This window comes from Luteimonas sp. GW821-FHT14E02 (genome assembly GCF_058803905.1).
Window position 1 is genome coordinate 89,703 of the sequence record NZ_JBXAPK010000001.1, and the last position, 26,471, is coordinate 116,173.

Consider the following 26,471-nt stretch of genomic DNA (forward strand, 5'->3'; position numbering starts at 1 on the left):
TGTTGACAACGTTGTCAAACCACTTCCACACTCCGCCCCGCGCTGACGCCGCCAACGGCAACGAGCGCGATCGGGAGGGAGTACGCAGTGTCCGCAATCGCAAGACCCCCAGCGGTGGATGCCACGGGTGCGGCGACGCAGCCGTTCATCGCCGCGGACGTCGGCGGCACCCATGTCCGCATCGGACTCGTCCGTCCAGGCGGCGATGCGACCCGTCCGGTCGAAGTGCTCAGCTATCGCAAGTACGCCTGCGCCGCGTTCGCAGGCCTGGCCGAGATCATCGAGGACTTTCTCGGCACGCTCGAGGGCGTGCGCGTGGACGCCGGCGCGATCGCCAGCGCCGGCTACCTTCTCGACAACGGCGGCCACGACAACGGCACGCTGATCACCAACAACCTGCCCTGGCCGGTCTCGCTGAAGGATATCCGCGAGCGCCTGGGCTTTCGCGAATTCCGCCTGGTCAACGATTTCGAAGCGGTCGCGCATGCGGCCGCGCACATGGACGCCAGCGAAGTGCTGCGCCTCGCCGGCCCGGACACCTCGCCGCGCGGTCCGACGCTGGTGGTCGGCCCGGGCACCGGACTCGGCGCCGCGGTCTGGATTCCGACCGCGCACGGCGCCGTGGTGCTCGCCACCGAGGCCGGACAGGCCGCGCTGACCGTCGGCAACGATCTGGAGATGGCGCTGCTCCAGCAAATGCTGTCGCAGCGCACGCACGTCCCGGTCGAGCACGCGCTCTCCGGTCCCGGACTGATGAACCTGCACAACGCGCTGTGCACGCTGCGCGGCATCACGCACGACTACGCCTCACCTGGCGACATCACCGCGGCGGCATTGTCCGGTCGCGATGCAAATGCGCGCGACAGTCTTTCCGTGTTCTGCGGCCTGCTCGGCGGCACCGTCGGCGACATGGCGCTGCTGTACGGCGTGCAGAGCATCTATCTGGCCGGCGGCATCCTGCCGCAGATCCGCGAATTCCTGCTGCAGAGCAGCTTTGTCGAACGCTTCCTCAACAAGGGCGTGATGCGCGAGGCGCTGGAGCGTATCCCGGTGAAGCTGGTCGAGCACGGCCAACTCGGCGTCATCGGCGCGGCGCACTGGTTCCTCGCCAGACGAGAGAGATAAGAAACAACGCGCTCCGCATCGAGGGGGAACGCATCCAAGGGAAGCGATGCGGAGCGTGGCGGCACAAGAGGGCGGCGGGCATGCATCCGACGCTTGGCATTCATCACATTGATGGGAGAGAGACCATGACGACCCGTAAATCCGCGCTGTCCGTTGCGATCGTGACCTGTCTCGGCTTCGCCGCGCAGGCGCACGCACAGGAACAGTCACCACCGCAACAAGCCGCGACAGCACCACAACCGCAAGCTCAGACCCCTACCGCGACCGATCTGGACACCGTCGTCGTGGTCGGTATTCGCGGCAGCGTCGAGAAGTCGCTCGACACCAAGCGCAACTCGGTCTCGCACGTGGAGGCCGTGACCGCCGAGGACATCGGCAAGCTGCCGGCCCGCAACGTGGCCGACACGCTGCAACGCCTGCCCGGCGTGAACATCAGCTCCTCCAGCGCCACAGAAGGCGGCTTCGACGAGAGCGACCGCATCAGCCTGCGCGGCACCAGCCCGAGCCTCACCCAGACGCTGATCAACGGCCACACCGTCGGCACCGGCGACTGGTTCGTGCTCAGCCAGGTGCAGACCGTGGGACGCAGCGTCAGCTACAGCCTGCTGCCGTCGGAAATCGTCAGCCAGGTCGTCGTGCACAAATCGTCGGAGGCCAAGCTGGTCGAAGGCGGCAGCGCCGGTTCGGTGAACATCATCACGCGCCGGCCGTTGCAGTTCGCCGACCAGATCACCACCGAAGCCACGTTCGGCGAGGTGTACGCCGATCTGCCCGGCAAGACCGATCCGCAGTTCAATGGCCTGTTCAACTGGAAGAGTGCCGATGACAATGTCGGCGTGATGCTGCAGGCGTTCTACGAGCGGCGCAATCTGCGGCGTGATGGGCAGGAAGTGGTCGGTGGATTCGGCACAATCCCAGCGACGCTAGCGGATGGTTCGCCTAATCCTCTTGCCACAACCAACCCTGACCTCATCGGCGTGCTGTACCCCAACCTCGTCGGCGCGGTGCTGTTCGAACAGGAGCGCACGCGCAAAGGCGGCGTCCTCGACATCCAGGTGAAGGCGAACGACAACCTCACCCTCGGCCTCAACGCGTTCTACTCGAAGCTGGAAGCGGACAACTACAACCGCAACTACATGATGTGGACCAGCCAGTTCGCGCCGAACTTCGCGCCACTGCCCGGCTACCGCGTCGAGAACGGCATCCTGACGCACGCGCAATATGCGCCGACGAACTCCGATCCGGCCGTGCCCTTCGGCGTCTACGACCAGATCTCGCGCCCGAACGCCAGTTCCGAATCCAAGTACGTCACCGCCGATGCCGATTGGCAGGTCAGCGACAGCTTCCATCTCAACATGCAGGTCGGCAAGACCGAAGGCCACGGCCGCAGCCCGACGCAGGATGTGATCGAACTCGGTACCGCCGGCAACGCCGGCGCGGGCTGGACGATGAACGGTTACGGCAATCCGATCGACTGGTCGCTCGGCGGCGACAACAGCTCGCCCTCGGGCATCCGTCCGCAGAACGGCTGGATCTTCGGCGGCCAGGGCATCGACGTCCTCGACGAAGAGAAGTGGGCGCAGGCCGACGGTGAAGTCACCTTCCTCGAAGGCGTGCTGTCCTCGCTCGATTTCGGTCTTCGCTATTCCGATCACACGCGCGAAAGCCTCAATGAAATCGCGCAAGGCCCCAATTTCGCCACCGACTGGCAAAATCCCGCCGCCTATCCCGCCTCATATAGCCATTATCCGAACGACTTCGGCAGCGGCATCGGCGGCAACGTCCCGGGCGGCATCTGGTACTGGACGCCGGAGCAGCTGAAGCAGATCAATGCGCAGTTCGCCAACCGCGATCCGGTGACGCGCTTCTACTGGCCCGACCTGTACAGCGTGCAGGAGAAGACCGGTGCGGCGTATATCCAGGCCAACTTCCAGGGCGACCGCTGGAGCGGCAACTTTGGTCTGCGTTACGTGCGTACCCGCGCGGACATCGACTACAACACGGGCGTCCCGGAAAAGAACACGGTGCAGGGGCCCATCACCGGTTCGGCGTTCGGCAACTACTACAAGAACCGTTACGAGAACACCTACAGCAAGCTGCTGCCCAGCGCCAACTTCAAGTACGACCTCGCTGACGACCTGGTGTTGCGCCTGGCCGGCTCGCAGACGCTCACCCGTCCGGACTTCTCGGCACTGGCCGGCTCGGTCTCGCTGGACGACCTGACCCACAGCGGCAGTGGCGGCAATCCCGAGCTCGACCCGATCATCTCCACCAACTTCGATGCCTCGCTGGAGTGGTACTTCGCCCCGCGCGCCCTGCTGGCGGCCAGCGTGTACTCGATGCGTCTGAAGGACTACGTCACCTTCGGCAACGAGGTCCGCACCTACCTCGATCAGCAAGCCTCTCAGGGCGGAACCCAGGTGTTCTCCGATTACACCGTCTCCGTGCCGGTCAATACGGATGCACGCGTAAAGGGCGTGGAACTGACCTACGAGCAGCCGATCGGCGAGAACTTCGGCATCTCGGCCAACTACACCTATGCCGACAGTGATTCCGACGGCGACAAGCCTGTCTACGGCACCTCGCGTAACACCTATAACCTTTCCGGCTACTTCGAGAACGAGTCGTTCAACGCGCGTCTGAGCTACACACACCGCTCGGAGTTCTACGCGGGCGTGAACCGCAACGACGACTTCTTCCAGGACAGCATCGGCAACCTGTCGGCCTCGATCGGCTACAAGATCAACGATATGGTGACGGTGAGCCTGGACGGCCTGAACCTCAACGATCCGAAGCTGAAGTACTACAGCCAGGTCAACGGCAAAGGCCGCAAGCTGCCATACGCGTTCTACGAGAACGGCCGCCAGTACTACCTCAACTTCCGCTTCAAATTCTGAAGATCCAAGTTCTCACGCCCTCCCAACCAAGGTGTCGGTCTCGCGGGCCTGGACTTGTCCGGGCCCGTTTTTTTCCGCGATGCTTGCGCTATTGCCGATGGTGACGATATGAACCGTTCGCTCTTCCACGCTTTCACTGTCTGTGTCCTGCTGCTGGCATCACCGCTGGCCCTGGCCACGCCGGCGCTGATTCCGGCACCGGCGAAGCTGCAAGCCGGCGACGGCACTTTCGTCGTGGATGCGCGGACATCGGTGCATGCGGAAGGGGCCGCCGCACGGGCGGTGGCGGGACGTTTCGTCGAGTACGTCGCCCGCACCCGACACCTTGACCTGCATATCGCGTCGAAGCGGGCGAACGGCGGCATCGTCTTTGCCATCGATAGGAAATCCTCTTCCAACCCGGAAGGCTATTCGCTGCGGGCCGACCGCAACGGCATCACCGTGAAAGCATCGGATGCGCGCGGACTGTTCTACGGCGCGGTCACGCTCTGGCAGCTGCTCGAAGCTGGTGATGACGGCGTCCTGCATGTCCCCGCTGTTCGGATCGACGATGCACCGCGCTTCGGCTGGCGCGGGCTGATGCTCGATTCCGCCCGGCATTTCCAGACGGTCGAGGAGATCAAGCTACTGCTCGACGCGATGGCGCTGCACAAGCTCAACACTTTTCACTGGCACCTCACCGACGACCAGGGCTGGCGCATCGAGATCAAGCGTTATCCGAAGCTCACCGAAGTCGGAGGCTGCCGCGTGCCGGCCGGTGACGCCGGCATCGGCGCCGATGGCAAACCACAGCAATATTGCGGCTACTACACGCAGGAACAGATCCGCGATGTCGTCCGCTACGCCGCCGAGCGCCAGATCACTATCGTTCCGGAAATCGACGTGCCAGGACATGCCACCTCGGCCATCGCCGCCTATCCCGAGCTCGGCGTTTCCGGCCAGTCGCTGCCGGTGGGCAACGATTGGGGCGTGTATCCCAACCTGTTCAAGCCCGACGACGCCACGATGACGTTCCTGGAGAACGTGCTGACCGAGGTGATCGCACTGTTTCCGGGCCGCTACGTCCACATCGGCGGCGACGAGGCGGTGAAGGATCAATGGCAGGCCTCCGCACAGGTGCAGGCGCGCAGGCGCGCGCTGGGCGTGCGCGACGAGACCCAACTGCAGGCGTGGATGATCGCGCGCCTGAATCGTTTCCTCGAAGCACACAAGCGTCGCCTGATCGGCTGGGACGAGATCCTCGACGGCGAATTGCCCGCCGACGCGACGGTGATGTCCTGGCGCGGCATCGAAGGCGGTATTGCGGCCGCGCGCGGCGGCCACGATGCGGTGATGACGCCCTCGAACCTGCTTTACCTCAATCGCCCGCAGAGCGATCTGCCGAACGAGCCGCCGAGCCATCCCGGCACCACCACGTTGCGCCACATCTACGATTACGAACCGGTGCCGGCCGCGCTCACCCCCAAGCAGCGGCGCCACATCATCGGTGTGCAGGCCAACCTCTGGACCGAGCACGTCCGCACCTTCGCGCGCGTGCAGCACATGCTCTTCCCGCGTCTGGCGGCGGTCGCGGAGATCGCCTGGTCGCCGGCCGAGCGCAAGGACTATCGCGATTTCCTCGCGCGCCTGCCGATGCAGCTGCCGCGGTACCGGCAACTCGGCATTGCCTATGCCGAGACGCCGTTCCAGGTGTGGATCGACGGCACCGGCGATATCCCGGACAACCAGGTCTCAATCGCGCTGTCCAATCCCTCCGGATACGAGGACATTCGCTACACCACCGATGGCAGCGCGCCTACCGCGCAGTCGCAGCGCTACACCGAGCCGTTCGTGCTGAAACTTCCGGCGGAAGTGAAGGCGGCGGTGTTCGTTGGCGAGCAGGCCGTGGTCGCTGCCAGTGCGCGCGACTTCGATGCGGTCTCACTGCGCACGCGCGGCAACTCGACGCTTGCATCCTGCAACGGCGAAGCAATGATGCGCCTCGAGGACGATGGTCCGCGCGAGGGCGAGGGCGCAATCTTCGGCGCCGACATCCTCAACCCCTGCTGGCTCTGGCCGAAGGCCGACCTGCGCGGCATCGCCGCCATCGAGGTTCGCGCGGGGCACGTGCCGTACAACTTCCAGCTCGCCCATGACGAAGCCAAGCGCAAGTTCCAACCGGCCGCATCATCGGAAGGTGAACTGGAGATCCGCGCCGGCTGTGACGGCGAAGTGCTGGGCCGCGCGCGCCTGCCGGCGAGACCGGGCGCCGACGGCTTCGCGACGTTGAAGCTGTCGCTGCGCAAGCAGGCCGCCGCCACGCAGGACCTGTGCATCACTTTCACCGGCGATACGCGACCGGCGATGTGGGTCGTGGACCGCGTGACTCTGCTGCCCAGCAAACGCGCCGTGGCGCGACGCGCGCGCTGACGCGTGCATGGCCGCGCACGTCACGCTCACGCGCGCGGTGCGGCCTTCCGCTCCAGATGCAGCAATAGATCCCGCAGGGGCGTCCACGCGAGGCCCCATCCCACCAGGATGCCGAGCAGATCGGCAACCGCATCCCAGAAATCCGCGGCCCGCGTCGCCGTGAGCGCGGCCTGCGCGAACTCGATGGCGATCCCCATCACGAGCAAACCCAGCGCGACACGAAGCAGGGAGCGCTGGCCCGCATAGAGCTGCACCGCGCTCGCCATCAGCACGAAATAAGCCAGGAAATGCTGAACCTTGTCGCCCCCCGGCGGCGTCTCGGGCAGGTCGGCGGCGGGCACGAGGCAGGCGGCCACGGTCACGATCACCGCCAGCCACCACAGCACCAGCCAGAAGCGCGGGTACCGCAACGGTTTCAGCGAAGCGGCGACACTCACAGACGGAAACTCAGGTCGCCGGCGAGGAACGCGGTGCCGAATTCGACACCGCGCGCGAAGCCCATCGCCTGGAAACGCTCGCCCATCGCACCGGGCAATGTCAGTTGCTGCACCTGCTGGCGCAGCGAATAGCGCGCCGCTTCGGTGGGCGCGCGCGTTTCCTGTTCGGCCAGCCGCTGCTCCAGCCCGTTGCCGACCAGGAAACTCGCCTGCGAGCAGTATCCGGCGAAATCAAAACCAGCCTCGGTCCCGGCCTCGGCCAACGCGGTGAAATCCACCGAGGCGGTGATGTCCTGCAACCCGACGCGCGCGTACACGTCGTCGACGACATGGTGCCGATAGAACGCACGCAACGTGCCGTTGCCGCGCGAAGCCGCGTAATACTCGCGACGCGGGTAACCGTAATCGACGAACAGCATGGCGCCGGAATCGAGCCCGCCGATCACCGCCTGCACCCAATACGGCAACTGCGGCAACAGTTCGGAGCGATAGCCATCGGCGAACGGCCCCGGCCCTTGCCGCTCGACATGACGCACTGCCGCCGCCAGCAGCGCATCGGCTGGTCGTTCCGTGCGCATGAAATCGCCGCCGCCATCGAGCGCGACGAATTCCTCGAACACTTCGCCATCGCGCAAAGTGAAACGCGAGGTCGGCAAGGCGTCGATCACTTCGTTGGCGAACAGCACGCCGTTCCAGGATTCCTGCACCGGCCCGTCCAGCCATTCCACACAGGCGAACACCGGCGGCGTGAGGCGCCGGCGCAGATGTTCGCGCTGGCGTTCGCGCAGGTCGGCGCTGGGCTCGAGGATCGCATAGCGCGCCGGCATCGCATCGATCGCCATCAGGCGCTTGATCGCATATTCGGCGAAGGCGCCGCTGCCGCCGCCCAGCTCCATGAATTCCGCACGCTCGCCGATCTCGCGGAGTACCGGCGCCACCGCCTCTGCAACGCATTCGGCGAACAGCGAACCGAGCTCCGGCGCGGTGACGAAATCACCGGCACGGCCGAACTTTGCCGCACCAGCGCTGTAATAGCCCAGGCCCGGCGCGTACAGCGCCAATTCCATGAAGCGATGGAAGGGGATCACGCCACCGGCGGCGAGGATCTGCGCGCGGATCAGCTCGCGCAAACGCGCGCTATGTGCCGAGGCCTCGGCGTCTGGGGGAATGAAAGGCATGCCATCAGCATAAGGCGAAGCGATGCATCCTCGTGTTACCGGGGCGCATGTCGTTGATCGAGCAGTCGGGTACGACCGCCGAGCTTCAGGAACCCCCTGTGTGGCGCCCATCGCGCGCGCATGCCTTCTGCACGTATCCTGTGCCCATGCCGGAACCGCAATCCGCCCGCTCCGTTGCCCTGATCACCGGCGCAGCACGCCGCCTCGGCGCCGCCATCGCGCGTGCATTGCACACGGCGGGCTACGACCTGGCCCTGCACTACCGTGATTCCGCCACCGAGATGGAAGCACTGGCCGTGGAACTCGAAGCACGGCGCGGCGGCAGCGTCCTGACGTTGCAAGCCGATCTGACCGAATTCGATCGCATCCCGGAGCTCGTGGCCCGCACCATCGGCCGCTATGGCCGGCTCGACGCGCTCGTCAACAACGCCTCGACCTTCACGCCCACGCCGCTCGGCACCGCCACACCGGCGCAATGGGATGCACTGTTCGCCTCCAACGCGCGCGCGCCGTTCTTCCTGGCGCAGGCCGCGGCGCCGCATCTGAAGGCCACGCGCGGCGCCATCGTCAATCTCGCCGACATCTACGCCGAACGCCCGCTGCGCGACCACACGATCTACTGCATGGCCAAGGCCGCGCTGGTGATGGCCACGCGCTCGCTGGCGTTGGAACTCGCGCCGGACGTGCGCGTGAACGCGATCGCGCCCGGCGCGATCCTCTGGCCCGATCAGGGCGATACGGCCAAGCAGCAGGCGATCCTGGCGCGCACGCCGTTGAACCGCACCGGCAACTCCGAAGAAATCGCCGAAGCCGTGCGCTGGCTGTTACAGGATGCGACCTACACCACCGGGCAAATCATTCGCCTGGATGGTGGACGCATGCTCGAATCCTAGACCGAGCGCAACGCGCCCCCGACGACGGCTCGCACCCGGAACATGGAGGCACGGGGTTGCCTGCGCACAGACCCGATGACCAGCCTCGCAACCACCATCATCGCCTGCACACCCTCTTCCCATGCATCTTGCGAACATAGCCTAGGCCCGACATCGCTGCAGCAAAGCCGCATCGCCGCTCGGCGCGGGCGCCAGTTGCCGAGTGTCGCGGCGCATGCCCCGCCCTGCCCTGCGAATGCCTACCCATGATCCTCGAAGTCGCTCCGCTGCAGATCCGAGCCGGCCAAGCCGAAGAGTTCGAAGCCGCCTTCCTGCAAGCCCAGCGCATCATTTCGGCAATGCCGGGCTATCTCTCGCATGAACTGCGGCGCTGCATCGAGAGACCCTGCGAGTACATTTTGCTTGTCCGCTGGCAGTCGCTCGAAGCCCACGAAATTGGCTTTCGCGGATCGCCGGAATACCAGGAGTGGAAGCAACGGCTACACCACTTCTACGAACCGTTCCCAACCGTCTCTCACTACGAGGTGGTCCAGGGCGCCGACGGCGGCTAGCATCCTGCCGAACGACGCCTTAAAGCCGCCGCGTCACTCCTGCTGGCGCCGGAGTTCCTCGCCAAATCCCGGAACCAGCTCCATCACCGCATTCCGGTCTGGCGAACACGCCCACAATCGTTCCAGCGTGAGTCCGCTGCGCGGCTCCACCGCATCCGGTGCGATTTCGGCCAACGGCCGCAGCACGAAGGCATGCCGCAATTCCGCACGCGGCAGTTGCAGATGCCCCGCCCCTTCCAGCACCAGATCGTCGTAGAGCACCAGATCGAGATCGAGCGTGCGATCACCGAAGCGCGGCCCACTGCGATCGCGGCCGTGCGCATCCTCCAGCGCATGCAGCCAGGCATCGAGCGCATAAGGATCGAGATCCGATTCGATCCTGGCCGCGGCATTGAGGAAGTCGGCGCCCTCGAAACCGACCGCGCGCGTCCGATACACCGCCGAGAATGTCGCGCCAGGAAAGCGCTCGCGCAGCGCGGCGAACGCCGCCGCGATGTGCTTCTCCGCCTCGACGTTGCTGCCGAGGCTCAGATAGGCCGTGCCCATCAGGCGGCGCTGCGCTCGATGATCACGCCGACCGCCTTGGCGCCACGCACCGCGCCCGGCTTGCTCAGCTTCAGGCGCACGCGCGCGACGCCGAATTCCTGCAGCACGATCTCGGCGCAGCGTTCGGCCAGTGTTTCCACCAACCCGTAGTCGGATTGCGAGACGAACTCGATCAGCCGCTTGCTGACGTCCTTGTAGTTGAGCGTATCGGCGATGTCGTCGCTCGCGGCCGGCTTGCGGTTGTCGAAGTCCATTTCGAGGTCGAACAGCAGCGGCTGGCGGATGCGGCGCTCCCAGTCGTAGATGCCGATCAATGCCTCGATTTCGAGGGCCTCGATGAAGACTTTATCCATGAATCCCGAAAGCAGGCGCGAGGAGAGACGCGAATTATGACGCCTGAACGCCACCGGCCACGACCGGGGGCAATGTGGCCATGTCCCAGCGCGGCGTCACGTGCACTTCGGCGTTGTCGTGCTGCCCCGCCTGCAGGCGCAGCGCACCCGCGAAGGCAATCATGGCGCCATTGTCGGTGCACAGCGCAGGCCTCGGGAAGCACACGCGCCCGCCGCGCTTGACCGCCATCTGCTGCAGCTTGGCGCGCAGATGGCGATTGGCGCCGACGCCGCCGGCCACCACGAGCACCTTGCTGCCGGCCGCGTCGAGCGCGCGTTCGCACTTGATCGCCAGCGTGTCGACCACGGCATCCTCGAACGCGAGGGCGATGTCGGCGCGGGTGGTGTCGCTGCGGTCGCTGCCCTGCCAGGCCAGCAGCACCTGGGTCTTCAGGCCGGAAAAGCTGAAGTCCAGGCCGGGCCGGTCGGTCATCGGCCGGGCGAAGCGGTAGCGGCGGGTCGGACCACTCTGATTGAAGCAGGTCTGATCGGAGCCAGACCGCTGCCGGGCCTGCTCGGCCAGCGCCGCCAGCTGCGGTCCGCCGGGGTACGGCAGCCCCATCAGCTTGGCGGTCTTGTCGAAGGCTTCGCCGGCGGCGTCATCCAGGGTCTCGCCGAGCAGGCGGTAGCGGCCGATGGCCTCGACCGCGACCAACTGGGTATGGCCGCCGGAGACCAGCAGGGCCACGAACGGGGGGGCCGGCGGGTCGTCCTCCATCAGCGGGGCCAGTAGATGACCTTCCATGTGATGCACCCCGATCGCCGGCAGATCCAGCGCCCAGGCCAGCGAACGCGCCACCCCGGCCCCGACCAGCAACGCCCCGACCAGGCCCGGACCGGCGGTATAGGCCACCCCCTCGAGGTCGCCCGTGCCCAGGCCCGCCTCGGCCAGGGTCTGGCGGATCAGCGGCAGCAGCTTGCGGACGTGATCGCGGCTGGCCAACTCCGGCACCACCCCGCCGTATTCAGCGTGGAGGGCGATCTGGCTGTAGACGGCATGCGCGCGCAGCCCCGCCGCGCCGGACAGGGCGGTGTCGTAGACGGCCACGCCGGTTTCGTCGCAGCTGGTTTCGATGCCTAGAACACGCATGAGGTCAGAATTGGGTATGGGTTGCGCCCCCGCAAGGGCAGCAGCTATCATACGCGGCTCGCCGGGTGGACCCCGGTGATTTATTGTCCCGGAGATTCCATGCCAAGCGTCAAAGTCCGCGAAAACGAGCCCTTCGAGTTTGCGCTGCGCCGTTTCAAGCGCACCTGCGAAAAGGCCGGCGTGCTTGCCGAAACCCGCAAGCGCGAGTTCTACGAGAAGCCGACACAGGAACGCAAGCGCAAAGCCGCCGCGGCCGTGAAGCGCCAGGCGCGCCGCAGCTCGCGCGACGTGACCAAGCGCCAGCGCCTCTACTGAGGCAGCGTCGCTTGTCCGCAAAGCCGGCACGCGCAAGCGTCGCCGGCTTTTTGTGTTTTAGAGCATTCAGAAGTCCGCACGGGATGTGCGGGCTCTTGCGGAAGGACCCGCATACAGGAGATTTGTCATGAGCCTCAAGCAACGCCTCACCGACGACATGAAGTCCGCGATGAAGTCGGGCGACAAGGATCGCCTGGGCGTGATCCGCCTGATCAACGCCGCGATCAAGCAGAAGGAAGTCGATGAACGTATTCAGCTTGACGATGCGCAAGTCGTCGCCGTGCTCGACAAGATGGTCAAGCAGCGCAAGGACTCGGTGACCCAGTACGAGCAGGCCAACCGCGAGGACCTGGCCGCCGTCGAGCGCGCCGAGATCGTGGTGATCGAAGGCTACCTGCCCGCCAAGATGGACGAGGCGGCGATCCTGGCAGCCATCGATGCCGCCATCGCTGAAACCGGCGCTACCGGCCCCGCCGACATGGGCAAGCTGATGGGCGTGCTGAAGCCCAAGCTCGCCGGGCAGGCCGACATGGGCCAGGTGTCGGCGCTGGTGAAGAAGAAGCTTTCTCCCTGATCGCGTTCGCGATGAACGCACCGATCGAGACTTCCGATGCAAGCGTCCGCCTGCGCTTCGCCACACGCGCGGACATCCCGCTGATCCTTGCCTTCATCCGCGAGCTGGCCGAATACGAACGCGCGCCGGAGGCGGTCGTGGCCGACGAGGCCACGCTCGCCGAGAGCCTGTTCGGCGAGCGGCCGGGCGCGGAAGTCGTGATTGCGGAAGCGGATGGCGAACCCGCCGGATTCGCGCTGTTCTTCCACAATTTCTCCACCTGGCTCGGGAAGCGCGGCCTGTATCTGGAAGACCTGTTCGTCCGCCCGCAATTCCGTGGCCGCGGACTCGGCCTGCTGCTGATGCGCTTTTTGGCAAAACTCGCGGTCGAACGCGATTGCGGCCGTTTCGAATGGTGGGTGCTGGACTGGAATGCGCCAGCGATCGATTTCTATCGCCGGCTCGGCGCCGTGGCGATGGACGAATGGACGGTGCAGCGCATCGACGGCGAGGCACTGCGCAAGCTCGCCGGCGAGTTCACTTCGCCCTGATCCACACCGGCTCGTCTATTCCGGCTCGCGTGGCGATGCGTCGAGGATCGGCCCCTTGGTGGCCGAAGGCCCGGTCGGCCCCGTCGTCTCGCCGATGCCCACTTCCGCGGCGCTGCCGCGCTCGCCCCACAGCACGTAGCCGCCGTAGTAATCCTCCTGCGTGACGTCCACCGCCGGCCGCTCGGCCAGATCGAAGCGGATGCCGCCGGTGGCGGCGACGTCGTTCACGCCGGGGAAGTTGGTGGACCAGTCGCCGGGCTCGGGATAGTTGGCGTGCGAGCCCTGCCCCACATACGACACGGGGCGGCCATCCTCCTTCGGCGCATCGGCCCAGGAACGCGAGACGTTCAGGCCGTTGTGGGCGCTGTAGCGCACCTCCACCGGCTGGAAGTTGCTGTCCAGCTGCACCGTGATCTTTTCCCAGTCGCCTTCGTGGTTCTGCACGTCGCCCACACCCGGCGGGCCGTCGTTGTACGAATAGAACAGGTGATAGGTGATGGTGTTGGAGGCCGGATCGTACTGGTAGAGGTTCTGGCTGTTGCCGAGGTCGCCGGCGCGGATGCCGTCGCCGAGTTCCTCGTTCTGGTGGTCGAGGAAGAGTTGGCCGTCGGCGTCCTGGTTGTCTTCTCCGATCCCGGCCAACTCGCTGCCGGGAACCTCGCCGAGCCCGTAGAGCTCCTTGTCGCCCCAGAAATCGCGCTCCTGGCGCAGGGTCGACTGGTCGATGTAGGTCTGCGGGTTCTGCAGGAAATTCTGCTCGTCCGGATGGAAATACAGGATCGGCGCGTATTGCTGGGCCAGTTGCTGCGTCTGCGCCGGGGTCAGGCAGTAGGGCGCGGTGGTGGACGTCGTCGGCAAGGTCGCGGGCGGCGGCGGGGTGACGGGCGGGCGGATGTCGGACGGAAACATGGCGGCGCTCCTGATCGGACGGGGCGATCCTAGCCCGCTCCCGCCCGTTCCGCACATCCGGGGCGACCCTAGCTCCGATGGTTCTAGCCCCTCTCCCGCGAAGCAGGTAGAGGGGTTGGGGGTGAGGGGGCGCGGTCTTTCGCGAAAAGCCGCCCCCTCACCCTCGCTCGCTCCGCTCGCATTTCCCTCTCCCGCTTCGCGGGAGAGGGGCTTCAAGGCGCGGGCGCTTTACACAGATGCGATCATGGTCGCATGGCCCGCATCCCCGACGCCTTCATTGACGACCTGCTCGCCCGGACGGACATCGTCGAGGTGATCAACGCGCGCGTGCCGCTCAAGCGCCAGGGCAAGGAGTACTCGGCGCGCTGCCCGTTCCACGACGAGCGCTCGCCCTCGTTCACCGTCTCGCCGACCAAGCAGTTCTACCACTGCTTCGGCTGCGGCGCGCACGGCACGGCGATCTCGTTCCTGATGAACTACGACCGCCTCGAATTCCTCGATGCGGTGGACGAACTGGCCAAGCGCGTCGGCATGGAAGTGCCGCGCGAGACGCAGCAGCGCAACGAGAATTCGGACAGCCGCGATCTGTACAGCGCGCTGGAGGCGGCATCGCAATTCTTCCGCAGGCAGTTGAATGCCAGCGAGAAGGCACGCGCCTATCTCGACCGCCGCGGTGTCGATGAGAGCGTGCGCGCGCAGTTCGCCATCGGCTATGCGCCGGATGGCTATTCGGCACTGAAGGACGCGCTCGGCACCGACGCGCGGCGCATGAACCTGCTCGATCGTGCCGGCCTGTTGTCGAAGAGCGAGAAAGGGTCGGTCTACGACAAGTTCCGTGATCGCGTGATATTCCCGATCCTCGATCGCCGCGGCCGCGCGATCGCCTTCGGCGGGCGCGTACTCGATCCCGAAGATTCACCGAAATATCTGAACTCGCCGGAGACCGCGCTGTTCCACAAGGGCCGCGAACTCTACGGCCTGTGGCAGGTACGGCAGGCGCACCAGAAGATCGAGCGACTGATCGTGGTGGAAGGCTACATGGACGTGATCGCGCTGTTCCAGCATGGCGTGTCGCAGGCCGTGGCCACGCTCGGCACAGCGACGACGCCTGATCACGCCGAACTGCTGTTCCGCAACGCACCCGACGTGTACTTCTGCTTCGACGGCGACGCCGCCGGACGCAAGGCGGCCACCCGCGCGATGGAATCGGTGCTGCCACGCATGCGTGATGGGCGCCAGGCCTTCTTCCTGTTCCTGCCCGACGGCGAAGATCCCGATACGCTGGTGCGCAGCGAAGGTGCCGGGGGCTTCGACGCGCGATTGCGCGCCGCCACGCCGTTGTCGCAATTCCTGTTCGACTCGCTATCGGCCGACGTCAACCTCGCCACGCTCGATGGCAAGGCGCGGTTGGCCGAACGCGCCAAGCCGATGCTCGCGCAGATTCCCGATGGCGCTTTCGGCGATCTGATGAAGCAGCATCTCACCGAACTGACCGGCGTCGGCGCGCGCGCGAGCACGCCCGACACGCACGTGCCCGTGCAACGCGCGCGCGATGCGACGCCCACGACCGCGCCCAAGCGCAGCTTCGTGCGCAGCGCGATCGCGCTGCTGCTGCAGAAGCCCGCGCTGGCGCTCGAACTCGCGCCGCCCTTCCGTTTCATCAGCCTGCGCCAACCCGGCATCGAACTGCTGACCGAACTGATCGCGCTGATCAGCGCGCGTCCCGAGATCAGCACCGGCGCCCTGCTCGAACATTTCGACGGCCGCGAGGAAGCCTCGGCGCTGCAGAAGTTGGCGAGCCAGCAGTTGCCGGGCGAGGAATCCGCCTGGCAGCGCGAATTCCTCGATACCATCGCGCAGCTGGACAAACAGACGCTGCAGCAGCGCGTCGATGAATTGCAGGCGAAGCAACGCGACTCCAGTCTCGATGATGCGGACAAAGCCGAGTTACGTGGTTTGCTTGCCAGCAGGACCGGGCCGCGCTGAGGCGTTCTTGATCTGTGCTAGAGACGTCGCTCGTCATTCCCGCGAAGGCGGGAATCCAAGGACGTTCGGCCCGATGGCCGCTATCTTGACGAAAGTCCATGGATTCCCGCCTTCGCGGGAATGACGAGCAAACAAACCTTCTTGATTCGCGGACAAATCGATAACGCTCTAGTATTCGAGCATCGACCGCAGCGGAGTCGCCATGAATTCCTCGTTTCCACAAACGACGTTGCAGGCGCTTCAACCTGACGATACCGATTACAGCACCATTCTCGATATCGCCCGCATTCCTGCCGAACAAACGCTGGCGCTGCCTGTCGCGCTGCACGTCGACAGCCTTGATCGCTACGGCGCCTGGGCCTTCCTGCTGGCGCAATTGCGCGCCCCCGATGGACGGCGACTCGATTACTCCCGCACGCCTCTGGCCGAGCAGGCCGCGACCGGCGGCCTTTCCGACGTGTATGCGGCGCTGTTGAAGCAAGAGGAAGCGCAATGGAGGATTGTCGCGCACGTCATCGGACCCGCCGACGTCGCATGGGAATCCTGGCCACAGGATTACGGCGCGCCCGCCGCACTCTTCGGCCAGTGATGCTCCAGAAAATCGTGCTCACGCACGAATACTGATTCGCGTCGAGAAGGCGATCAGCCTGGCCGCGACAGAATGTACCAGTTGCCGGAAGCCCCACCCCAGCTGATTTCCTGCGTGCCATCCGCATTGCGATTGTTGGAGCCGATGAACTGCGGCCGGCCGCTGGCATCGAGACCGGCGAACAGCACGGTATGCGACTGGTTGGCGTTCTTCATGATCACCACATCGCCAGGCTTGGCGTGACGGAAGTCGACGCGCTGCCAACCTTCGGCCTGCAACCGGTCGCGCAGCACGCTGACCGAATCGGTGTGCCAATCGATCACGCCGGCCTTCTGCAGGCAAGCCGTGACGAAGTTCGCACAACACACGTTGCTCGGCACGTTGGGATTCATCGGCAACTCGCCGCTGCGCTTGAGTTCGCTGGCATCGCGGCCGATGAAGCGCTTCGCGATCGCGGCGGCATTGCCGATGCCGGAATCCACGCGCGTGTCGGAGGACACGCCACTCGTCCCACCCGTGCCATTCGCTCCGTCATGCCCACGTGACGCGTCGCCGGAAATATCCAGCGTATCGCCCGCATAGATCAGGTCGGCATCCTTGATCTTGGGATTCAACGCCATCAGCCGATGGACCGAAGTCCCGTAGCGAAGCGCGAGTTCCGAAAGCGTGTCGCCCCTGACGATGTTGTGGATCATGGCAGGCCCTCTCCGCACTGCGGATGGTCGAACGCGGATCGTGAGCAGCCCCCTGCGCTGCATTCGCAATGCAGTCTCCTCACTCACGCATCGGGATGTAACTCGGACCAACCCTATGTAGGGGAAACCCCAGGGGCCTTGCGCTAGACTGCGGCTTCCATTTCTGGGGACGTCGACATGAAGCTCGTTCGCGGTCTGTTGTTCGCAGCCATCGCCTGCACCTGTGCATCCTGGATCACATCCGCGCCCGCGCAAGGCACGCAGCAGCAAGACAAGCGCGTGGCCCGCGAGACCGTGGGCAATCGCGTCAGCGAAAGCATCCCCGCGATTCCGCCGTCACTGACCGAACAACTCAGCCGCTATCAGAACACGCGCGGCGCCGCCGTCAACGGCTGGGCGCAGGACGGCTGCCTGCTGATCACCACCCGCTTCGCCGAAACCAACCAGGCGCATCGCGTTTGCGAACCGCTCGGCATGCGCGAGCAGCTCACCTTCTATGCGGAACCGCTCAGCGAGATCACGCCTGCCTCCAGGCGCAACGGCTTCGTGTTCGGCAAGGACAAGGGCGGTGATGAATTCTGGCAACTGCACTGGTTCGATCTCGATACGCGCGAGACGCGCCTGCTCACCGATGGCAAGCGCAGCAAGAACGACGTCCCGAAGCTCTCGCATGACGGCAAGCTGCTCGCCTACAGCAGCACCGCGCGCAACGGCACCGATACGGATGTCTGGGTACGCGATCTCGTCACGGGACAGGCGAAGGCCGTCGTCACCGAGGGCGGCGCATGGGAAGCCCTGGATTTCTCGCCAGACGGCAAGCGCCTGCTCGTCTTCAAGGGCGTGTCGGCGACGGAGGCGTATCCGGGCGTGGTCGACCTGACGACGGGCAAGCTGGAGATGTTTCCCGTCGACGGCGGCAAGGCGGCGTTCGGTCCTTTCAAGTTCGCGCCGGACGGCAAGGCGGTGTATTTCGTCTCCGACGAACCGATCGACGGCAAGCCCAGTGAATTCCAGACGCTGCGCTATCACGATCCCGCTACCGGTACGTTCAAGGCGCTGACGGCGGACATTCCGTGGGATGTCACCGATCTCGAAATTTCCGGCGATGGCAAGCATCTGGCCTTCGCCACCAACGAGGACGGCATCGCGCGTTTGCACGTGCTGTCGCTACCCTCGCACACGCCGGTGAAACTGCCCGAGCTGCCGATCGGTCTGATCGGCGGCCTGGAGTTCTCACCCGACGGCAAGCGCCTGGCGTTGAGCCTCAACACCGCGACCTCGCCGACCGACGCCTACGTCATCGACCTGACGTCCACCAAGCTCACGCGCTGGACGCGTAGCGAAGTCGGCGGGCTCGACACCAGCAAGTTCGTCGCGCCGACGCTGGTGCGCTTCCCCACCTTCGACAGCGTCGATGGCAAGCCACGCACGATCCCGGCCTTCTACTACCGTCCCGCCAAGGCGGCCAACGGCGGCAAGGTGCCGGTGATCATCAACATCCACGGCGGCCCGGAAGCTCAGGCATTTCCGAACTTCAGCGCCAACACGCAGTTCCTGGTCAACGAACTCGGCATCGCCGTGCTCGTGCCGAACGTGCGCGGCTCCTCCGGCTACGGCAAGACCTACGTCACGCTGGACAACGCCGAGAAGCGCGAGGATTCGGTGAAGGACATCGGTGCCCTGCTCGATTGGATCGCGCAGCAGCCCGAACTCGATGCCAAGCGCGTCGGCGTGATGGGCGGCAGCTACGGCGGCTACATGACGCTGGCCTCACTGGTGCACTACAGCGACCGTATCCGCGCCGGCATCGATATCGTCGGCATTTCGGACTTCGCCACCTTCCTCAACAATACCGAAAGCTATCGCCGCGATCTGCGTCGCGTCGAGTATGGCGATGAGCGCGTGCCGGAGATGAAAGCAGTGTTCGAACGCATTTCGCCGCTGAAAAATGCGGGCAAGATCCGCGTGCCGCTATTCGTCGCGCAGGGCAAGAACGATCCGCGAGTGCCGTATACCGAGGCCGAGCAGATCGCCAAGGCCGTGCGCGGCAACGATCAGCCGGTGTGGTTCCTGATGTTCGACGATGAAGGACACGGCTTCAAGAAGAAGTCGAACAGCGACTACTTCAATGCCGCGTCCGTCCTGTTCTGGCAGCAGCACCTGCTTAGCGAGACGAAATAAGCAAGAGCCGTCATTCCAGCTTGCGCTGGGATGACGAAGACTTTCGACATTGCCTCGAAGAGGCCGTCACGCCAGCGCGACGGCCTCGATCTCAAGCAGCCATGCCTCGTCGAAGATCTCGGCGATGATCACCGTCAACGCGGGCGGCGTATCGAGTTTGCCCAATACTTGCTGACGCACCTCGCGCGCCTCGTCGCGATAGCGGCGATCGGCGAGGTAAATGGTGACCTTGGCCAGATGGCCGTAATCCATGCCGGCGGCCTTGAGCTGCGCGCCGACGTTGTCCCAGGCCAGGCGGCACTGCGCGCGAAAGCCCTCGGGCACCGTGCCTTCGCCATCGGCCGGCACCTGGCCGCTCACGAACAGCACGCGCGTGGCGCCCGTGACTTCGTGCGCTTGCGCGTAGGTGCCGTCGGCCGCCGGTGCGATGGCGCGTCGACCCGGTTTTCCGATGCTTTTCGCCTGCGCCGCGGCCGGTGCCGCCAACGCCAGGGTGCCGATGCAGAAATCGCGCCTGTCCATCGCCCGCTCCCATGATCCGGTGGCGTCATCATAGGCTCGCCTCGCGCCGGCCCGAACTCCGTGTTTCGCCGCGCTCACGAGATGACGCGGGCGGGACGCTAGACTTCCGCCATGCCGATCCTGTCCAAGCTCCGCATCGATTCCTTCACCCTCGCACTGCTGGCGACCGTCCTGCTCGCCTCGCTGCTGCCCCTGTCCGGCACCGCGGCACAGGTGATGGACGTCGTCACCGATGCCGGGATCGCCTTCCTGTTCTTCCTCCACGGCGCCAAGCTCGCGCGCGAGGCGATCATCGCCGGCGCGGCCGCATGGCGATTGCATCTGACGATCTTCGCCAGCACCTTCGTGCTGTTTCCGCTGCTGGGCCTGGCGGGCAAGCCGCTGGCGCACTGGCTGCTCACGCCGGAGCTTTATATCGGCGTGCTGTTCCTGTGCACGCTGCCGTCGACGGTACAGTCGTCGATCGCCTTCACCTCGATGGCCGGCGGCAACGTGCCGGCGGCGGTGTGCAGCGCCTCGATGTCGAGCCTGATCGGCGTGTTCCTCACGCCGCTGCTGATGGGATTGCTCGCGGGCACGCAGAACGGTGCCGGCGCCTCGATGGCGCATCCGCTACAGGCGATCGGCAGCATCATGCTGCAATTGTTGCTGCCCTTCCTCGCCGGCCATCTGCTGCGACCGTGGATCGGCGCCTGGGTGGAGCGTCACCGCGGCGTGCTGCGCTACACCGATCAGGGCACGATCCTGCTGGTGGTCTACACCGCGTTCAGTGCCTCGGTGATCGAGGGGCTGTGGCGCAAGACGCCGCTCGACGCACTGTTCGCGGTCGCGCTGATCGCCATCGTGTTGCTGGCGCTGGTGATGACGATCCTGACCTTCGGCTCACGCCGTCTCGGCTTCTCGCGCGAGGACGAGATCGCGATCGTCTTCTGCGGCTCGAAGAAAAGCCTGGCGACCGGCGTGCCGATGGCGAAGGTCCTGTTCGCGGGCACGAGCCTCGGTGCGATCGTGTTGCCGATCATGCTCTTCCACCAGATCCAGCTGATCGTTTGCGCCTTCGTGGCACAGCGTTACGCGCGCGCCGCGCATCGTCGCGCGGCGGATGCGACCGCCGGCGATATCGCCGATTGATGCATTGATTGAAACGCGGAACGAGGTGCTGATCGATCCGTCAGTACGTCGGCCGCAGTTCAAACGCGGGCGTCGGCTGCAACACGGGCAGCAGCCAGTGATCGACCAGCAGGAACGCGAACAGCGCCATCAGATAGATCACCGAATAATTGAACACGCGCATGGCGAAAAACTCGTCCGGCGGATTCATCAGCTTCCAGGCGTACCAGACGAACATCAGCCCCAGCACCAGCGCGCCACCGAGGTAGAACAGCCCACTCATGCCCGCCGCCCAGGGCAGCATGGTCGCCACCACCAGCAGCAACGTGTACAGCAGGATCTGCCAGCGCGTGTAGACCACGCCGTGCGTCACCGGCAGCATCGGGATCAGCGCGCGCGCGTAGTCGTCGCGGCGGAAGATCGCCAGCGCCCAGAAATGCGGCGGCGTCCACACGAAGATGATCAGCACCAGCAGCAACGCATGCGCCCAGTCCCATTCGTGGCGCATGTCGGTGACCGCGGCCCAGCCCAGCAGCGGCGGCGCGGCGCCGGCGATGCCGCCGATGACGATGTTCTGCGGCGTGGCGCGCTTGAGGAAGCCGGTGTAGATGACGGCGTAGCCGATCAGCGAGGCGAAGGTGAGCCCGGCGGTGAGCGGGTTGACCAGTGCGATCAGCAGCGTCATCGACACCGCGCCGAGGAACACCGCGAACGCCAGCACCTGCGCCGGCCGCAATGCGCCGGTCGCCAGGGGCCGATGCGCGGTGCGCACCATCACCTTGTCGATGCGCTGGTCGATGAGGTGGTTGATCGCCGCGGCGGACGCCGCCGCCAGCCAGATGCCGAGCAGTCCGAACACGGTCTCGCGCAGCGGCGGCAAGCCGGGCACGGCCAAGAACATGCCGACCAGCGCGGTGAACACGATCAGCGCCACCACGCGCGGTTTCGTCAGTTCCCAGTACTGGCCGAAAGTGCCTTTCATGTCATTGATCGATCGAGCGCAAGCGCGCCAGCAGCGAGATCAGCACGAACAGTAACAGCGCGGCACCGGCGTTGTGCGCGACCGCGACCTGCAACGGCAGCGACAGCACGACGTTGGCGATGCCAAGCGCGACCTGCGTGCAGGCCAGCAATGCCAGTAGCGTCCCCCAGCCGCGCAAACCGGGCGTGCGCAGCAGCCGCACCGCCGTGGCGATCAGCGCCGTGAACGCGACCACCGCCATCATCCGATGCGCGAGCTGGATGGCGATGCGCGAGGCGCCATCAAGCACGCCACCTTCGTAATCGACGCCGATGCCGCGCCAGAGCACGAAGCCTTCGCGAAAATCATGCGGCGGCCACCACTGCCCCACGCATCTGGGGAAATCGTTGGCGCAGGCCAGCGCGGCGTAGTTGGCGCTGACCCAGCCGCCGAGCGCGATCTGGATCACGAGCAGGACCAGCGTCACGATCAGCCAGCGCCGCAGCCGCACGGCATCGGCGAGACGGATCGGCAGATGCGTCGCGCGCCAGGCGATCCAGACCAACAGCGAGAGCGTGAGCAGACCGCCGAGCAGATGCCCCATCACCACGATGGGTTTGAGCAGCCAGGTCACCGTCCACATCCCGAGCAGTGCCTGGAAGATGATGACGGCCAGTGTCAGTGCCGAAGCCCGCGCGAGATCGAGATTCGACCAGCGCAATGCGGCGAACAGCAGGATCGCCTCGCCAAGCACCGCCAGTGCGGACGCGGCGCCGTGCAACCCGCGCATGTACAGCGGGATCGCCAGCGCCACCAGCGCCGATGCCGCGAGAATCTGCAGCACGCCGTAACGGCGCTTGCGCGCGGACAGCAAGGCCAGCGTCAGCACCAGCACGCCGAGCAGGCCGGCGATCATGCGATGGAACTGTTCGCGCCAGGCTTTGTGCGGTTCGACCGGACGGATCGCGGTCGCGGCATGGTCGATCGCCTGATTCACCGCCGTCGGCCAGGCCGCGCGGCCGTAGCAGGTCGGCCAGTCGGGACAGCTGAGGCCGGCATTGGACAGGCGCACGAACGAGCCGAACACGATCACCGTGAGCGCGAGCGCGACCGCCAGCCAGGCGATCCTGTGGAAGTGCTTGTAAACAGCCGGTTTGTAGGCGGCGGGACGAGACATCGCCGGTTTCGTGGGCACACTCATCGAGTCTGACTCATCGCCGGCCTCACATCAGTTTCAACAGCTTGGACATGTCGGCGCGCAAATCGCCGGGATCGGCGCCGGGTGCGTAGCGCAGGATCACGAAGCCGTTGGGATCGATGACGTAGACGGGCAGGCTCATGCCATTCTTGTTCTCTTTCGCGCCCGCATCGGATGGGGCATCCAGGCGCGGCAATACCGCACGCAGCGCCGGATCATCGCGCAATACGCGCGTGGCGGCGTTGGTCTTGGCGCCGGCCGGCGGCGGGGTGCCGATCCAGAGAATGTCGACGTGGTCCGCGTCACGACCGAACAATTGCCACACCACATCGAGCTGGTGCGCGAGTCCGACGCATACCTCAGCGCAACCTGCCGGCGGCGCGACCGCGATGCGCCAGCGGCGCGCCGCGGGCTCCCAGCGGTATTCGCCGCCATCGGCCAGATGCGGCACCACCTTGCGCAGATCGCCGGGCGGCTGCAGCAGTTCGCCGTGGTTCTTCATGCCCTCGGGCTTCCAGCCGGAGAAACGCAACGCGCCGGCGAGGATCGCGCCGCCGAAGAACACGCCGAAGATCACCAGCAGCAGAAGCCGGTTGCGATTGCGCTGGCGGGGGTTGATGACTTCGCTCATGCGGCTATTTTCGGCTTCGATCCGCGCAAAGTCAGCACCAACGCCGTCACCAATACCGCGATTGCCAGCGCGAACCACTGCACGGCGTAGCCGAGATGGCGTTCCGGCGTCAGGGTGTTGGGCAAAATGTCCAGGTCGCGCGCATAGCCGAGCGGGAGCGCGGGATCGAGCTTGAGCACGCGCGGGGGCAACCGCTCCAGCTGCAATTCGCGCGGCAGATCCGCGGCATCCAGGCCAGTGGTCAGCAGCGTGCCGTCCGGCTGCCTGGCGACCACGGCCGCCAGCAGGCCGTGCGAGGGCGGCGGCGACAGCAGTCCCTGGATACGCTGGCGGCCGGCCGGCAATGCGATCACGGGCAGGCGGCGATCGCCGGGCAGCGGTAGCCAGCCCAGCTCAACCAATAGCGGCTGCGCGCCCGCAGCCGGCCGGAACAGCCGATACGCGCGCACGCCGGCACGATCCTCGCGCTGCTGGTTGTCGAGCAACAGCGCGGGACCCGGTACGAATTCGCCCTCGCCCGCCGTCCAGTCGTAGTCGGCCTTGCGCGCGGGATCGGCGGCCAGCGCCATTGATTGCGCTTCGCGTCGCTGCAGCACCGTCTGCACCGCATCCAGCATCGCCTGTTTCTGATGCATGCGGCCGTATTGCCAGGTGCCGAGCGCGCAGAAACCCGCTGCCGCGAGCAACGCCAGCGTCCACAGAAGCGGAAGATGACGAGAGCGGCTCATGCGCGCTTCGTTCCAGGCCTGCGATAATCGCTCATGCGCCCGCGCTGGAGCCCGTGATGAACGATTCGCTGAAAACCCTGGTGATCGTCGCCTTCCTGATACTCATCCTCTGGAACCTCGGCGCGGGTCTGTATTACATGCTGGTCGACAAGGGCAAGACCAAGCGCACGGTGAACGCGCTCACCCGCCGCATCGCGCTGTCGGTGCTGCTGATCCTGCTGGTGATCCTCAGCATCTACATGGGGTGGATTACGCCCCACGGGATCGGACGATAGCGTTGTCGTTCTGAGCCGTCATTCCCGTAAGCGGGAATGACGGGCAAGTGTCGCGCTTATTTGGAGACGAGCGGAACGGCTACGCGCCCTCCGCTCCAACCTCTTACAGCACGTACACGAACAGGAACAGGCCCAGCCACACCACGTCGACGAAGTGCCAGTACCAGGCCACCGCTTCGAAGGCGAAGTGGTCGTCCTTCTTGAAGTGCCCGCGCGCGCAGCGCAGCCAGATGATGATCAGCATGATCGTGCCGAGCGTCACGTGCGCGCCGTGGAAGCCGGTGAGCATGAAGAAGGTGGAGCCGTAGATGCCCGAACCTAGGGTGAGGTTCAGTTCCTTGTAGGCGTGGATGTATTCCTCGGCCTGGAAGTACAGGAACGTCGCGCCGAGCAGGACGGTCAATCCGAGGAACAGCAGCAGCTGCTTGCGGTGTCCGGCCTTGAGCGCGTGGTGCGCGATCGTGATCGTCACGCCCGAGGTCAGCAGGATCAGCGTGTTGAGCAACGGCAGACCCCACGGCGGGATGATCTGGTACTGGCCGCCGATCGCGCCCGGACCGTTGCTCGGCCACGCCGCGCTGAAGCCCTGCCACAGCAGCTCGTTGGTCATGATGCGGCTGGCGTCGCCGCCCAGGTGCGGCAGCGCGAACTGGCGCGCGTAGAACAGCGCACCGAAGAACGCGGCGAAGAACATCACCTCGGAGAAGATGAACCACACCATGCCCATGCGGAACGAGGTGTCGACCTGCTTGTTGTAGTAGCCGGAGATCGACTCGAGGATCACGTCGGCGAACCACTTGAACAGGATGGCGAGCAGGATTACCGCGCCGACGAAGAACGTGGGCTTGCCATAGCTTTCGTCGTTCATCCAACTCGCCAGCCCGAACATGGTGATGAACAGGGCGACGGAGGCGAACACCGGCCAACGGCTGCCGTGCGGCACGTAGTAGATGTTGGCGTCGTGGTGGGCGTGAGCTTGGGCCATGGCGGATGTCCGGGAACGAAACGGGGCTTGCGGTGGTTACTGCTTGGCGCGTGAGGCAACGGCACCCGAAACCGGCGATGCCAATTGCGACGTGAGCGCGTCGTTTTTGTAGAACGTGTAGGACAGCGTGATCGTCTTCACTTCAGGCGGCAGGTCGGGGGCGACGATGAAGCGCACCGGCATGTCGCGCGACTCGCCCGCCGCCAGTGTCTGCGCGGTGAAGCAGAAGCATTCGGTCTTGCTGAAATAACCCGAGGCACGCGCCGGCGCGATCGACGGCACGGCGTTGCCGACGATGGCGCGCTGGCCGTTGTTGCGGGCGTAAAACAGGGTCTCGTACTGCTGGCCGGGGCGCACGCGCATGCGCGTCTGCTCCGGATGGAACGCCCACGGCAGCTTGGAATTGACGCCGCCGTCGAACTCGATCGTGATCCAGCGTTCCTCGCTTTGGCCGGCAGACTTTTCCATCGCGGCGGCGCGCTCGTCGGCCAGCGCGGTCTTCTCCAGACGCACGCCGAACACTTTCTCGCAAGCGATGCGATACAGCGGCACCAGCGCGAAGGTGAAGGCGAACGCGCCGAGCGCGACGGCCACCATCTTCAGCACGCCGAGACGCCGCACGCTCATCGCAGCACTCCCGCGACGATGAAGCCGACGTAGATCAGCACCGCGATCCCCGCCACCCACAGCGCGGTCCGGCGCGCCGACTTGCGGCGTGCCTGGACGTCATCGCTGGAGAGTTGTGCGGGGCTCATCGCGGATCG

At 65.6% G+C, this 26,471-nt stretch carries 28 protein-coding genes; 13 read left to right on the forward strand and 15 right to left on the reverse strand.

Annotated elements, in window-relative coordinates:
- Positions 1-87 precede the first annotated feature (87 nt).
- The 3 genes from AC1RNP_RS00350 (at position 88) to AC1RNP_RS00360 (ending at position 6,431) form a co-directional block, all read left to right on the forward strand.
- A complete protein-coding gene (locus AC1RNP_RS00350; protein ID WP_493049227.1) occupies positions 88-1,125 on the forward strand; it encodes a glucokinase family protein in 1,038 nt (345 codons plus the stop codon).
- A gap of 125 nt (positions 1,126-1,250) precedes the next feature.
- Positions 1,251-4,022 carry a TonB-dependent receptor gene (locus AC1RNP_RS00355; RefSeq protein ID WP_493049228.1) on the forward strand — a complete coding sequence of 924 codons (2,772 nt, stop codon included), beginning with the start codon at positions 1,251-1,253 and terminating at the stop codon, positions 4,020-4,022.
- Positions 4,023-4,130: 108 nt separating this feature from the next.
- A complete protein-coding gene (locus AC1RNP_RS00360; RefSeq protein ID WP_493049229.1) occupies positions 4,131-6,431 on the forward strand; it encodes a family 20 glycosylhydrolase in 2,301 nt (766 codons plus the stop codon).
- 26 nt (positions 6,432-6,457) lie between these two features.
- On the opposite strand, the gene AC1RNP_RS00365 is transcribed toward AC1RNP_RS00360, so the two are convergent.
- Together AC1RNP_RS00365 and AC1RNP_RS00370 are read right to left on the reverse strand one after the other, a co-directional pair.
- Entirely contained in the window at positions 6,458-6,868 is a 411-nt protein-coding gene (locus AC1RNP_RS00365) for a VanZ family protein (protein ID WP_493049230.1), read from the reverse strand.
- A complete protein-coding gene (locus AC1RNP_RS00370; RefSeq protein WP_493049231.1) occupies positions 6,865-8,046 on the reverse strand; it encodes a class I SAM-dependent methyltransferase in 1,182 nt (393 codons plus the stop codon). The genes AC1RNP_RS00365 and AC1RNP_RS00370 overlap by 4 nt, the downstream gene beginning before the upstream one ends.
- 146 nt (positions 8,047-8,192) lie before the next feature.
- Between AC1RNP_RS00370 and AC1RNP_RS00375 the strand changes: the two genes are divergently transcribed.
- Together AC1RNP_RS00375 and AC1RNP_RS00380 are read left to right on the forward strand one after the other, a co-directional pair.
- Positions 8,193-8,939, forward strand: coding sequence for a pteridine reductase (locus AC1RNP_RS00375; protein WP_493049232.1), 747 nt, complete (start codon positions 8,193-8,195; stop codon positions 8,937-8,939).
- A gap of 245 nt (positions 8,940-9,184) precedes the next feature.
- Positions 9,185-9,490, forward strand: coding sequence for an antibiotic biosynthesis monooxygenase family protein (locus AC1RNP_RS00380; RefSeq protein WP_493049233.1), 306 nt, complete (start codon positions 9,185-9,187; stop codon positions 9,488-9,490).
- A 33-nt stretch (positions 9,491-9,523) separates the two neighbouring features.
- Here the strand turns inward: AC1RNP_RS00380 and folK are convergent, their stop codons facing one another.
- The 3 genes from folK to tsaD are packed head-to-tail and all read right to left on the reverse strand — an operon-like array spanning position 9,524 to position 11,518.
- A complete protein-coding gene (folK, locus tag AC1RNP_RS00385) occupies positions 9,524-10,036 on the reverse strand; it encodes a 2-amino-4-hydroxy-6-hydroxymethyldihydropteridine diphosphokinase (protein ID WP_493049234.1) in 513 nt (170 codons plus the stop codon).
- Positions 10,036-10,389, reverse strand: a complete 354-nt coding sequence (gene folB, locus AC1RNP_RS00390) for a dihydroneopterin aldolase (RefSeq protein ID WP_493049235.1) — start codon at positions 10,387-10,389, stop codon at positions 10,036-10,038. Before folB ends, folK begins: the two co-directional genes overlap by 1 nt.
- 34 nt (positions 10,390-10,423) lie before the next feature.
- Positions 10,424-11,518 (reverse strand): tRNA (adenosine(37)-N6)-threonylcarbamoyltransferase complex transferase subunit TsaD, encoded by a 1,095-nt coding sequence (tsaD, locus tag AC1RNP_RS00395; RefSeq protein WP_493049236.1) that lies wholly within the window; start codon positions 11,516-11,518, stop codon positions 10,424-10,426.
- Positions 11,519-11,617: 99 nt separating this feature from the next.
- Between tsaD and rpsU the strand changes: the two genes are divergently transcribed.
- The 3 genes from rpsU (at position 11,618) to AC1RNP_RS00410 (ending at position 12,937) form a co-directional block, all read left to right on the forward strand.
- The gene (gene rpsU, locus AC1RNP_RS00400; protein ID WP_056134345.1) at positions 11,618-11,833 is read left to right on the forward strand and encodes a 30S ribosomal protein S21; all 216 of its coding nucleotides are present in this window, start codon (positions 11,618-11,620) and stop codon (positions 11,831-11,833) included.
- 127 nt (positions 11,834-11,960) lie between these two features.
- Positions 11,961-12,407, forward strand: coding sequence for a GatB/YqeY domain-containing protein (locus AC1RNP_RS00405; RefSeq protein ID WP_493049237.1), 447 nt, complete (start codon positions 11,961-11,963; stop codon positions 12,405-12,407).
- An 11-nt stretch (positions 12,408-12,418) separates the two neighbouring features.
- Positions 12,419-12,937 (forward strand): GNAT family N-acetyltransferase, encoded by a 519-nt coding sequence (locus AC1RNP_RS00410; RefSeq protein WP_493049238.1) that lies wholly within the window; start codon positions 12,419-12,421, stop codon positions 12,935-12,937.
- Between the two features lie 15 nt (positions 12,938-12,952).
- Here the strand turns inward: AC1RNP_RS00410 and AC1RNP_RS00415 are convergent, their stop codons facing one another.
- Positions 12,953-13,846: a Vps62-related protein gene (locus AC1RNP_RS00415; RefSeq protein ID WP_493049239.1), complete on the reverse strand. Its 894-nt coding sequence runs from the start codon at positions 13,844-13,846 to the stop codon at positions 12,953-12,955.
- 252 nt (positions 13,847-14,098) lie between these two features.
- On the opposite strand from AC1RNP_RS00415, the gene dnaG reads away from it, so the two are divergent.
- On the forward strand, positions 14,099-15,832 hold the full coding sequence (dnaG, locus tag AC1RNP_RS00420; protein ID WP_493049240.1) for a DNA primase: 1,734 nt from the start codon (positions 14,099-14,101) through the stop codon (positions 15,830-15,832).
- Positions 15,833-16,034: 202 nt separating this feature from the next.
- A complete protein-coding gene (locus AC1RNP_RS00425) occupies positions 16,035-16,421 on the forward strand; it encodes a hypothetical protein (RefSeq protein ID WP_493049241.1) in 387 nt (128 codons plus the stop codon).
- Between the two features lie 53 nt (positions 16,422-16,474).
- Here the strand turns inward: AC1RNP_RS00425 and AC1RNP_RS00430 are convergent, their stop codons facing one another.
- Positions 16,475-17,116: a LysM peptidoglycan-binding domain-containing protein gene (locus AC1RNP_RS00430; protein WP_493049242.1), complete on the reverse strand. Its 642-nt coding sequence runs from the start codon at positions 17,114-17,116 to the stop codon at positions 16,475-16,477.
- A gap of 177 nt (positions 17,117-17,293) precedes the next feature.
- On the opposite strand from AC1RNP_RS00430, the gene AC1RNP_RS00435 reads away from it, so the two are divergent.
- Positions 17,294-19,297 (forward strand): alpha/beta hydrolase family protein, encoded by a 2,004-nt coding sequence (locus AC1RNP_RS00435; RefSeq protein WP_493049243.1) that lies wholly within the window; start codon positions 17,294-17,296, stop codon positions 19,295-19,297.
- A gap of 66 nt (positions 19,298-19,363) precedes the next feature.
- Here the strand turns inward: AC1RNP_RS00435 and AC1RNP_RS00440 are convergent, their stop codons facing one another.
- Positions 19,364-19,819, reverse strand: a complete 456-nt coding sequence (locus tag AC1RNP_RS00440) for a RidA family protein (protein ID WP_493049244.1) — start codon at positions 19,817-19,819, stop codon at positions 19,364-19,366.
- A gap of 111 nt (positions 19,820-19,930) precedes the next feature.
- Between AC1RNP_RS00440 and AC1RNP_RS00445 the strand changes: the two genes are divergently transcribed.
- On the forward strand, positions 19,931-20,950 hold the full coding sequence (locus tag AC1RNP_RS00445; RefSeq protein WP_493049245.1) for a bile acid:sodium symporter family protein: 1,020 nt from the start codon (positions 19,931-19,933) through the stop codon (positions 20,948-20,950).
- A gap of 40 nt (positions 20,951-20,990) precedes the next feature.
- Here AC1RNP_RS00445 and AC1RNP_RS00450 read toward each other — a convergent pair whose 3' ends face one another.
- The 4 genes from AC1RNP_RS00450 to AC1RNP_RS00465 are packed head-to-tail and all read right to left on the reverse strand — an operon-like array spanning position 20,991 to position 24,447.
- Complete coding sequence (locus tag AC1RNP_RS00450; RefSeq protein WP_493049246.1) at positions 20,991-21,911, reverse strand: heme o synthase; 921 nt, start codon at positions 21,909-21,911, stop codon at positions 20,991-20,993.
- A gap of 1 nt (position 21,912) precedes the next feature.
- Positions 21,913-23,067 (reverse strand): COX15/CtaA family protein, encoded by a 1,155-nt coding sequence (locus AC1RNP_RS00455; protein WP_493049247.1) that lies wholly within the window; start codon positions 23,065-23,067, stop codon positions 21,913-21,915.
- A gap of 46 nt (positions 23,068-23,113) precedes the next feature.
- The gene (locus AC1RNP_RS00460) at positions 23,114-23,719 is read right to left on the reverse strand and encodes a redox-active disulfide-containing membrane protein (protein ID WP_493049248.1); all 606 of its coding nucleotides are present in this window, start codon (positions 23,717-23,719) and stop codon (positions 23,114-23,116) included.
- Positions 23,716-24,447, reverse strand: a complete 732-nt coding sequence (locus AC1RNP_RS00465; protein ID WP_493049249.1) for an SURF1 family protein — start codon at positions 24,445-24,447, stop codon at positions 23,716-23,718. Before AC1RNP_RS00465 ends, AC1RNP_RS00460 begins: the two co-directional genes overlap by 4 nt.
- Before the next feature lie 56 nt (positions 24,448-24,503).
- Between AC1RNP_RS00465 and AC1RNP_RS00470 the strand changes: the two genes are divergently transcribed.
- The gene (locus AC1RNP_RS00470) at positions 24,504-24,722 is read left to right on the forward strand and encodes a twin transmembrane helix small protein (RefSeq protein ID WP_226467639.1); all 219 of its coding nucleotides are present in this window, start codon (positions 24,504-24,506) and stop codon (positions 24,720-24,722) included.
- Positions 24,723-24,825: 103 nt separating this feature from the next.
- Here AC1RNP_RS00470 and AC1RNP_RS00475 read toward each other — a convergent pair whose 3' ends face one another.
- From AC1RNP_RS00475 to AC1RNP_RS00485, 3 genes are read right to left on the reverse strand one after another with little or no spacing between them, the layout of a single operon-like run.
- A complete protein-coding gene (locus tag AC1RNP_RS00475) occupies positions 24,826-25,707 on the reverse strand; it encodes a cytochrome c oxidase subunit 3 (protein WP_493049250.1) in 882 nt (293 codons plus the stop codon).
- 36 nt (positions 25,708-25,743) lie between these two features.
- Positions 25,744-26,334, reverse strand: a complete 591-nt coding sequence (locus AC1RNP_RS00480; RefSeq protein ID WP_493049251.1) for a cytochrome c oxidase assembly protein — start codon at positions 26,332-26,334, stop codon at positions 25,744-25,746.
- On the reverse strand, positions 26,331-26,462 hold the full coding sequence (locus tag AC1RNP_RS00485) for a hypothetical protein (protein WP_493049252.1): 132 nt from the start codon (positions 26,460-26,462) through the stop codon (positions 26,331-26,333). Before AC1RNP_RS00485 ends, AC1RNP_RS00480 begins: the two co-directional genes overlap by 4 nt.
- Positions 26,463-26,471: the final 9 nt, after the last annotated feature.

What these genes read in the sequence shown, in the direction of transcription:
- AC1RNP_RS00355 (WP_493049228.1), top strand. Translation starts at nt 1,251, where the DNA reads ATGACGACCCGTAAATCCGCGCTGTCCGTTGCGATCGTGACCTGTCTC.
- AC1RNP_RS00360 (WP_493049229.1), top strand. Translation starts at nt 4,131, where the DNA reads ATGAACCGTTCGCTCTTCCACGCTTTCACTGTCTGTGTCCTGCTGCTG.
- AC1RNP_RS00370 (WP_493049231.1), bottom strand. Translation starts at nt 8,046, where the DNA reads ATGCCTTTCATTCCCCCAGACGCCGAGGCCTCGGCACATAGCGCGCGT.
- AC1RNP_RS00375 (WP_493049232.1), top strand. Translation starts at nt 8,193, where the DNA reads ATGCCGGAACCGCAATCCGCCCGCTCCGTTGCCCTGATCACCGGCGCA.
- AC1RNP_RS00380 (WP_493049233.1), top strand. Translation starts at nt 9,185, where the DNA reads ATGATCCTCGAAGTCGCTCCGCTGCAGATCCGAGCCGGCCAAGCCGAA.
- folK (WP_493049234.1), bottom strand. Translation starts at nt 10,036, where the DNA reads ATGGGCACGGCCTATCTGAGCCTCGGCAGCAACGTCGAGGCGGAGAAG.
- folB (WP_493049235.1), bottom strand. Translation starts at nt 10,389, where the DNA reads ATGGATAAAGTCTTCATCGAGGCCCTCGAAATCGAGGCATTGATCGGC.
- tsaD (WP_493049236.1), bottom strand. Translation starts at nt 11,518, where the DNA reads ATGCGTGTTCTAGGCATCGAAACCAGCTGCGACGAAACCGGCGTGGCC.
- rpsU (WP_056134345.1), top strand. Translation starts at nt 11,618, where the DNA reads ATGCCAAGCGTCAAAGTCCGCGAAAACGAGCCCTTCGAGTTTGCGCTG.
- AC1RNP_RS00405 (WP_493049237.1), top strand. Translation starts at nt 11,961, where the DNA reads ATGAGCCTCAAGCAACGCCTCACCGACGACATGAAGTCCGCGATGAAG.
- AC1RNP_RS00410 (WP_493049238.1), top strand. Translation starts at nt 12,419, where the DNA reads ATGAACGCACCGATCGAGACTTCCGATGCAAGCGTCCGCCTGCGCTTC.
- AC1RNP_RS00415 (WP_493049239.1), bottom strand. Translation starts at nt 13,846, where the DNA reads ATGTTTCCGTCCGACATCCGCCCGCCCGTCACCCCGCCGCCGCCCGCG.
- dnaG (WP_493049240.1), top strand. Translation starts at nt 14,099, where the DNA reads ATGGCCCGCATCCCCGACGCCTTCATTGACGACCTGCTCGCCCGGACG.
- AC1RNP_RS00425 (WP_493049241.1), top strand. Translation starts at nt 16,035, where the DNA reads ATGAATTCCTCGTTTCCACAAACGACGTTGCAGGCGCTTCAACCTGAC.
- AC1RNP_RS00430 (WP_493049242.1), bottom strand. Translation starts at nt 17,116, where the DNA reads ATGATCCACAACATCGTCAGGGGCGACACGCTTTCGGAACTCGCGCTT.
- AC1RNP_RS00435 (WP_493049243.1), top strand. Translation starts at nt 17,294, where the DNA reads ATGAAGCTCGTTCGCGGTCTGTTGTTCGCAGCCATCGCCTGCACCTGT.
- AC1RNP_RS00440 (WP_493049244.1), bottom strand. Translation starts at nt 19,819, where the DNA reads ATGGACAGGCGCGATTTCTGCATCGGCACCCTGGCGTTGGCGGCACCG.
- AC1RNP_RS00445 (WP_493049245.1), top strand. Translation starts at nt 19,931, where the DNA reads ATGCCGATCCTGTCCAAGCTCCGCATCGATTCCTTCACCCTCGCACTG.
- AC1RNP_RS00450 (WP_493049246.1), bottom strand. Translation starts at nt 21,911, where the DNA reads ATGAAAGGCACTTTCGGCCAGTACTGGGAACTGACGAAACCGCGCGTG.
- AC1RNP_RS00455 (WP_493049247.1), bottom strand. Translation starts at nt 23,067, where the DNA reads ATGTCTCGTCCCGCCGCCTACAAACCGGCTGTTTACAAGCACTTCCAC.
- AC1RNP_RS00460 (WP_493049248.1), bottom strand. Translation starts at nt 23,719, where the DNA reads ATGAGCGAAGTCATCAACCCCCGCCAGCGCAATCGCAACCGGCTTCTG.
- AC1RNP_RS00465 (WP_493049249.1), bottom strand. Translation starts at nt 24,447, where the DNA reads ATGAGCCGCTCTCGTCATCTTCCGCTTCTGTGGACGCTGGCGTTGCTC.
- AC1RNP_RS00470 (WP_226467639.1), top strand. Translation starts at nt 24,504, where the DNA reads ATGAACGATTCGCTGAAAACCCTGGTGATCGTCGCCTTCCTGATACTC.
- AC1RNP_RS00475 (WP_493049250.1), bottom strand. Translation starts at nt 25,707, where the DNA reads ATGGCCCAAGCTCACGCCCACCACGACGCCAACATCTACTACGTGCCG.
- AC1RNP_RS00480 (WP_493049251.1), bottom strand. Translation starts at nt 26,334, where the DNA reads ATGAGCGTGCGGCGTCTCGGCGTGCTGAAGATGGTGGCCGTCGCGCTC.
- AC1RNP_RS00485 (WP_493049252.1), bottom strand. Translation starts at nt 26,462, where the DNA reads ATGAGCCCCGCACAACTCTCCAGCGATGACGTCCAGGCACGCCGCAAG.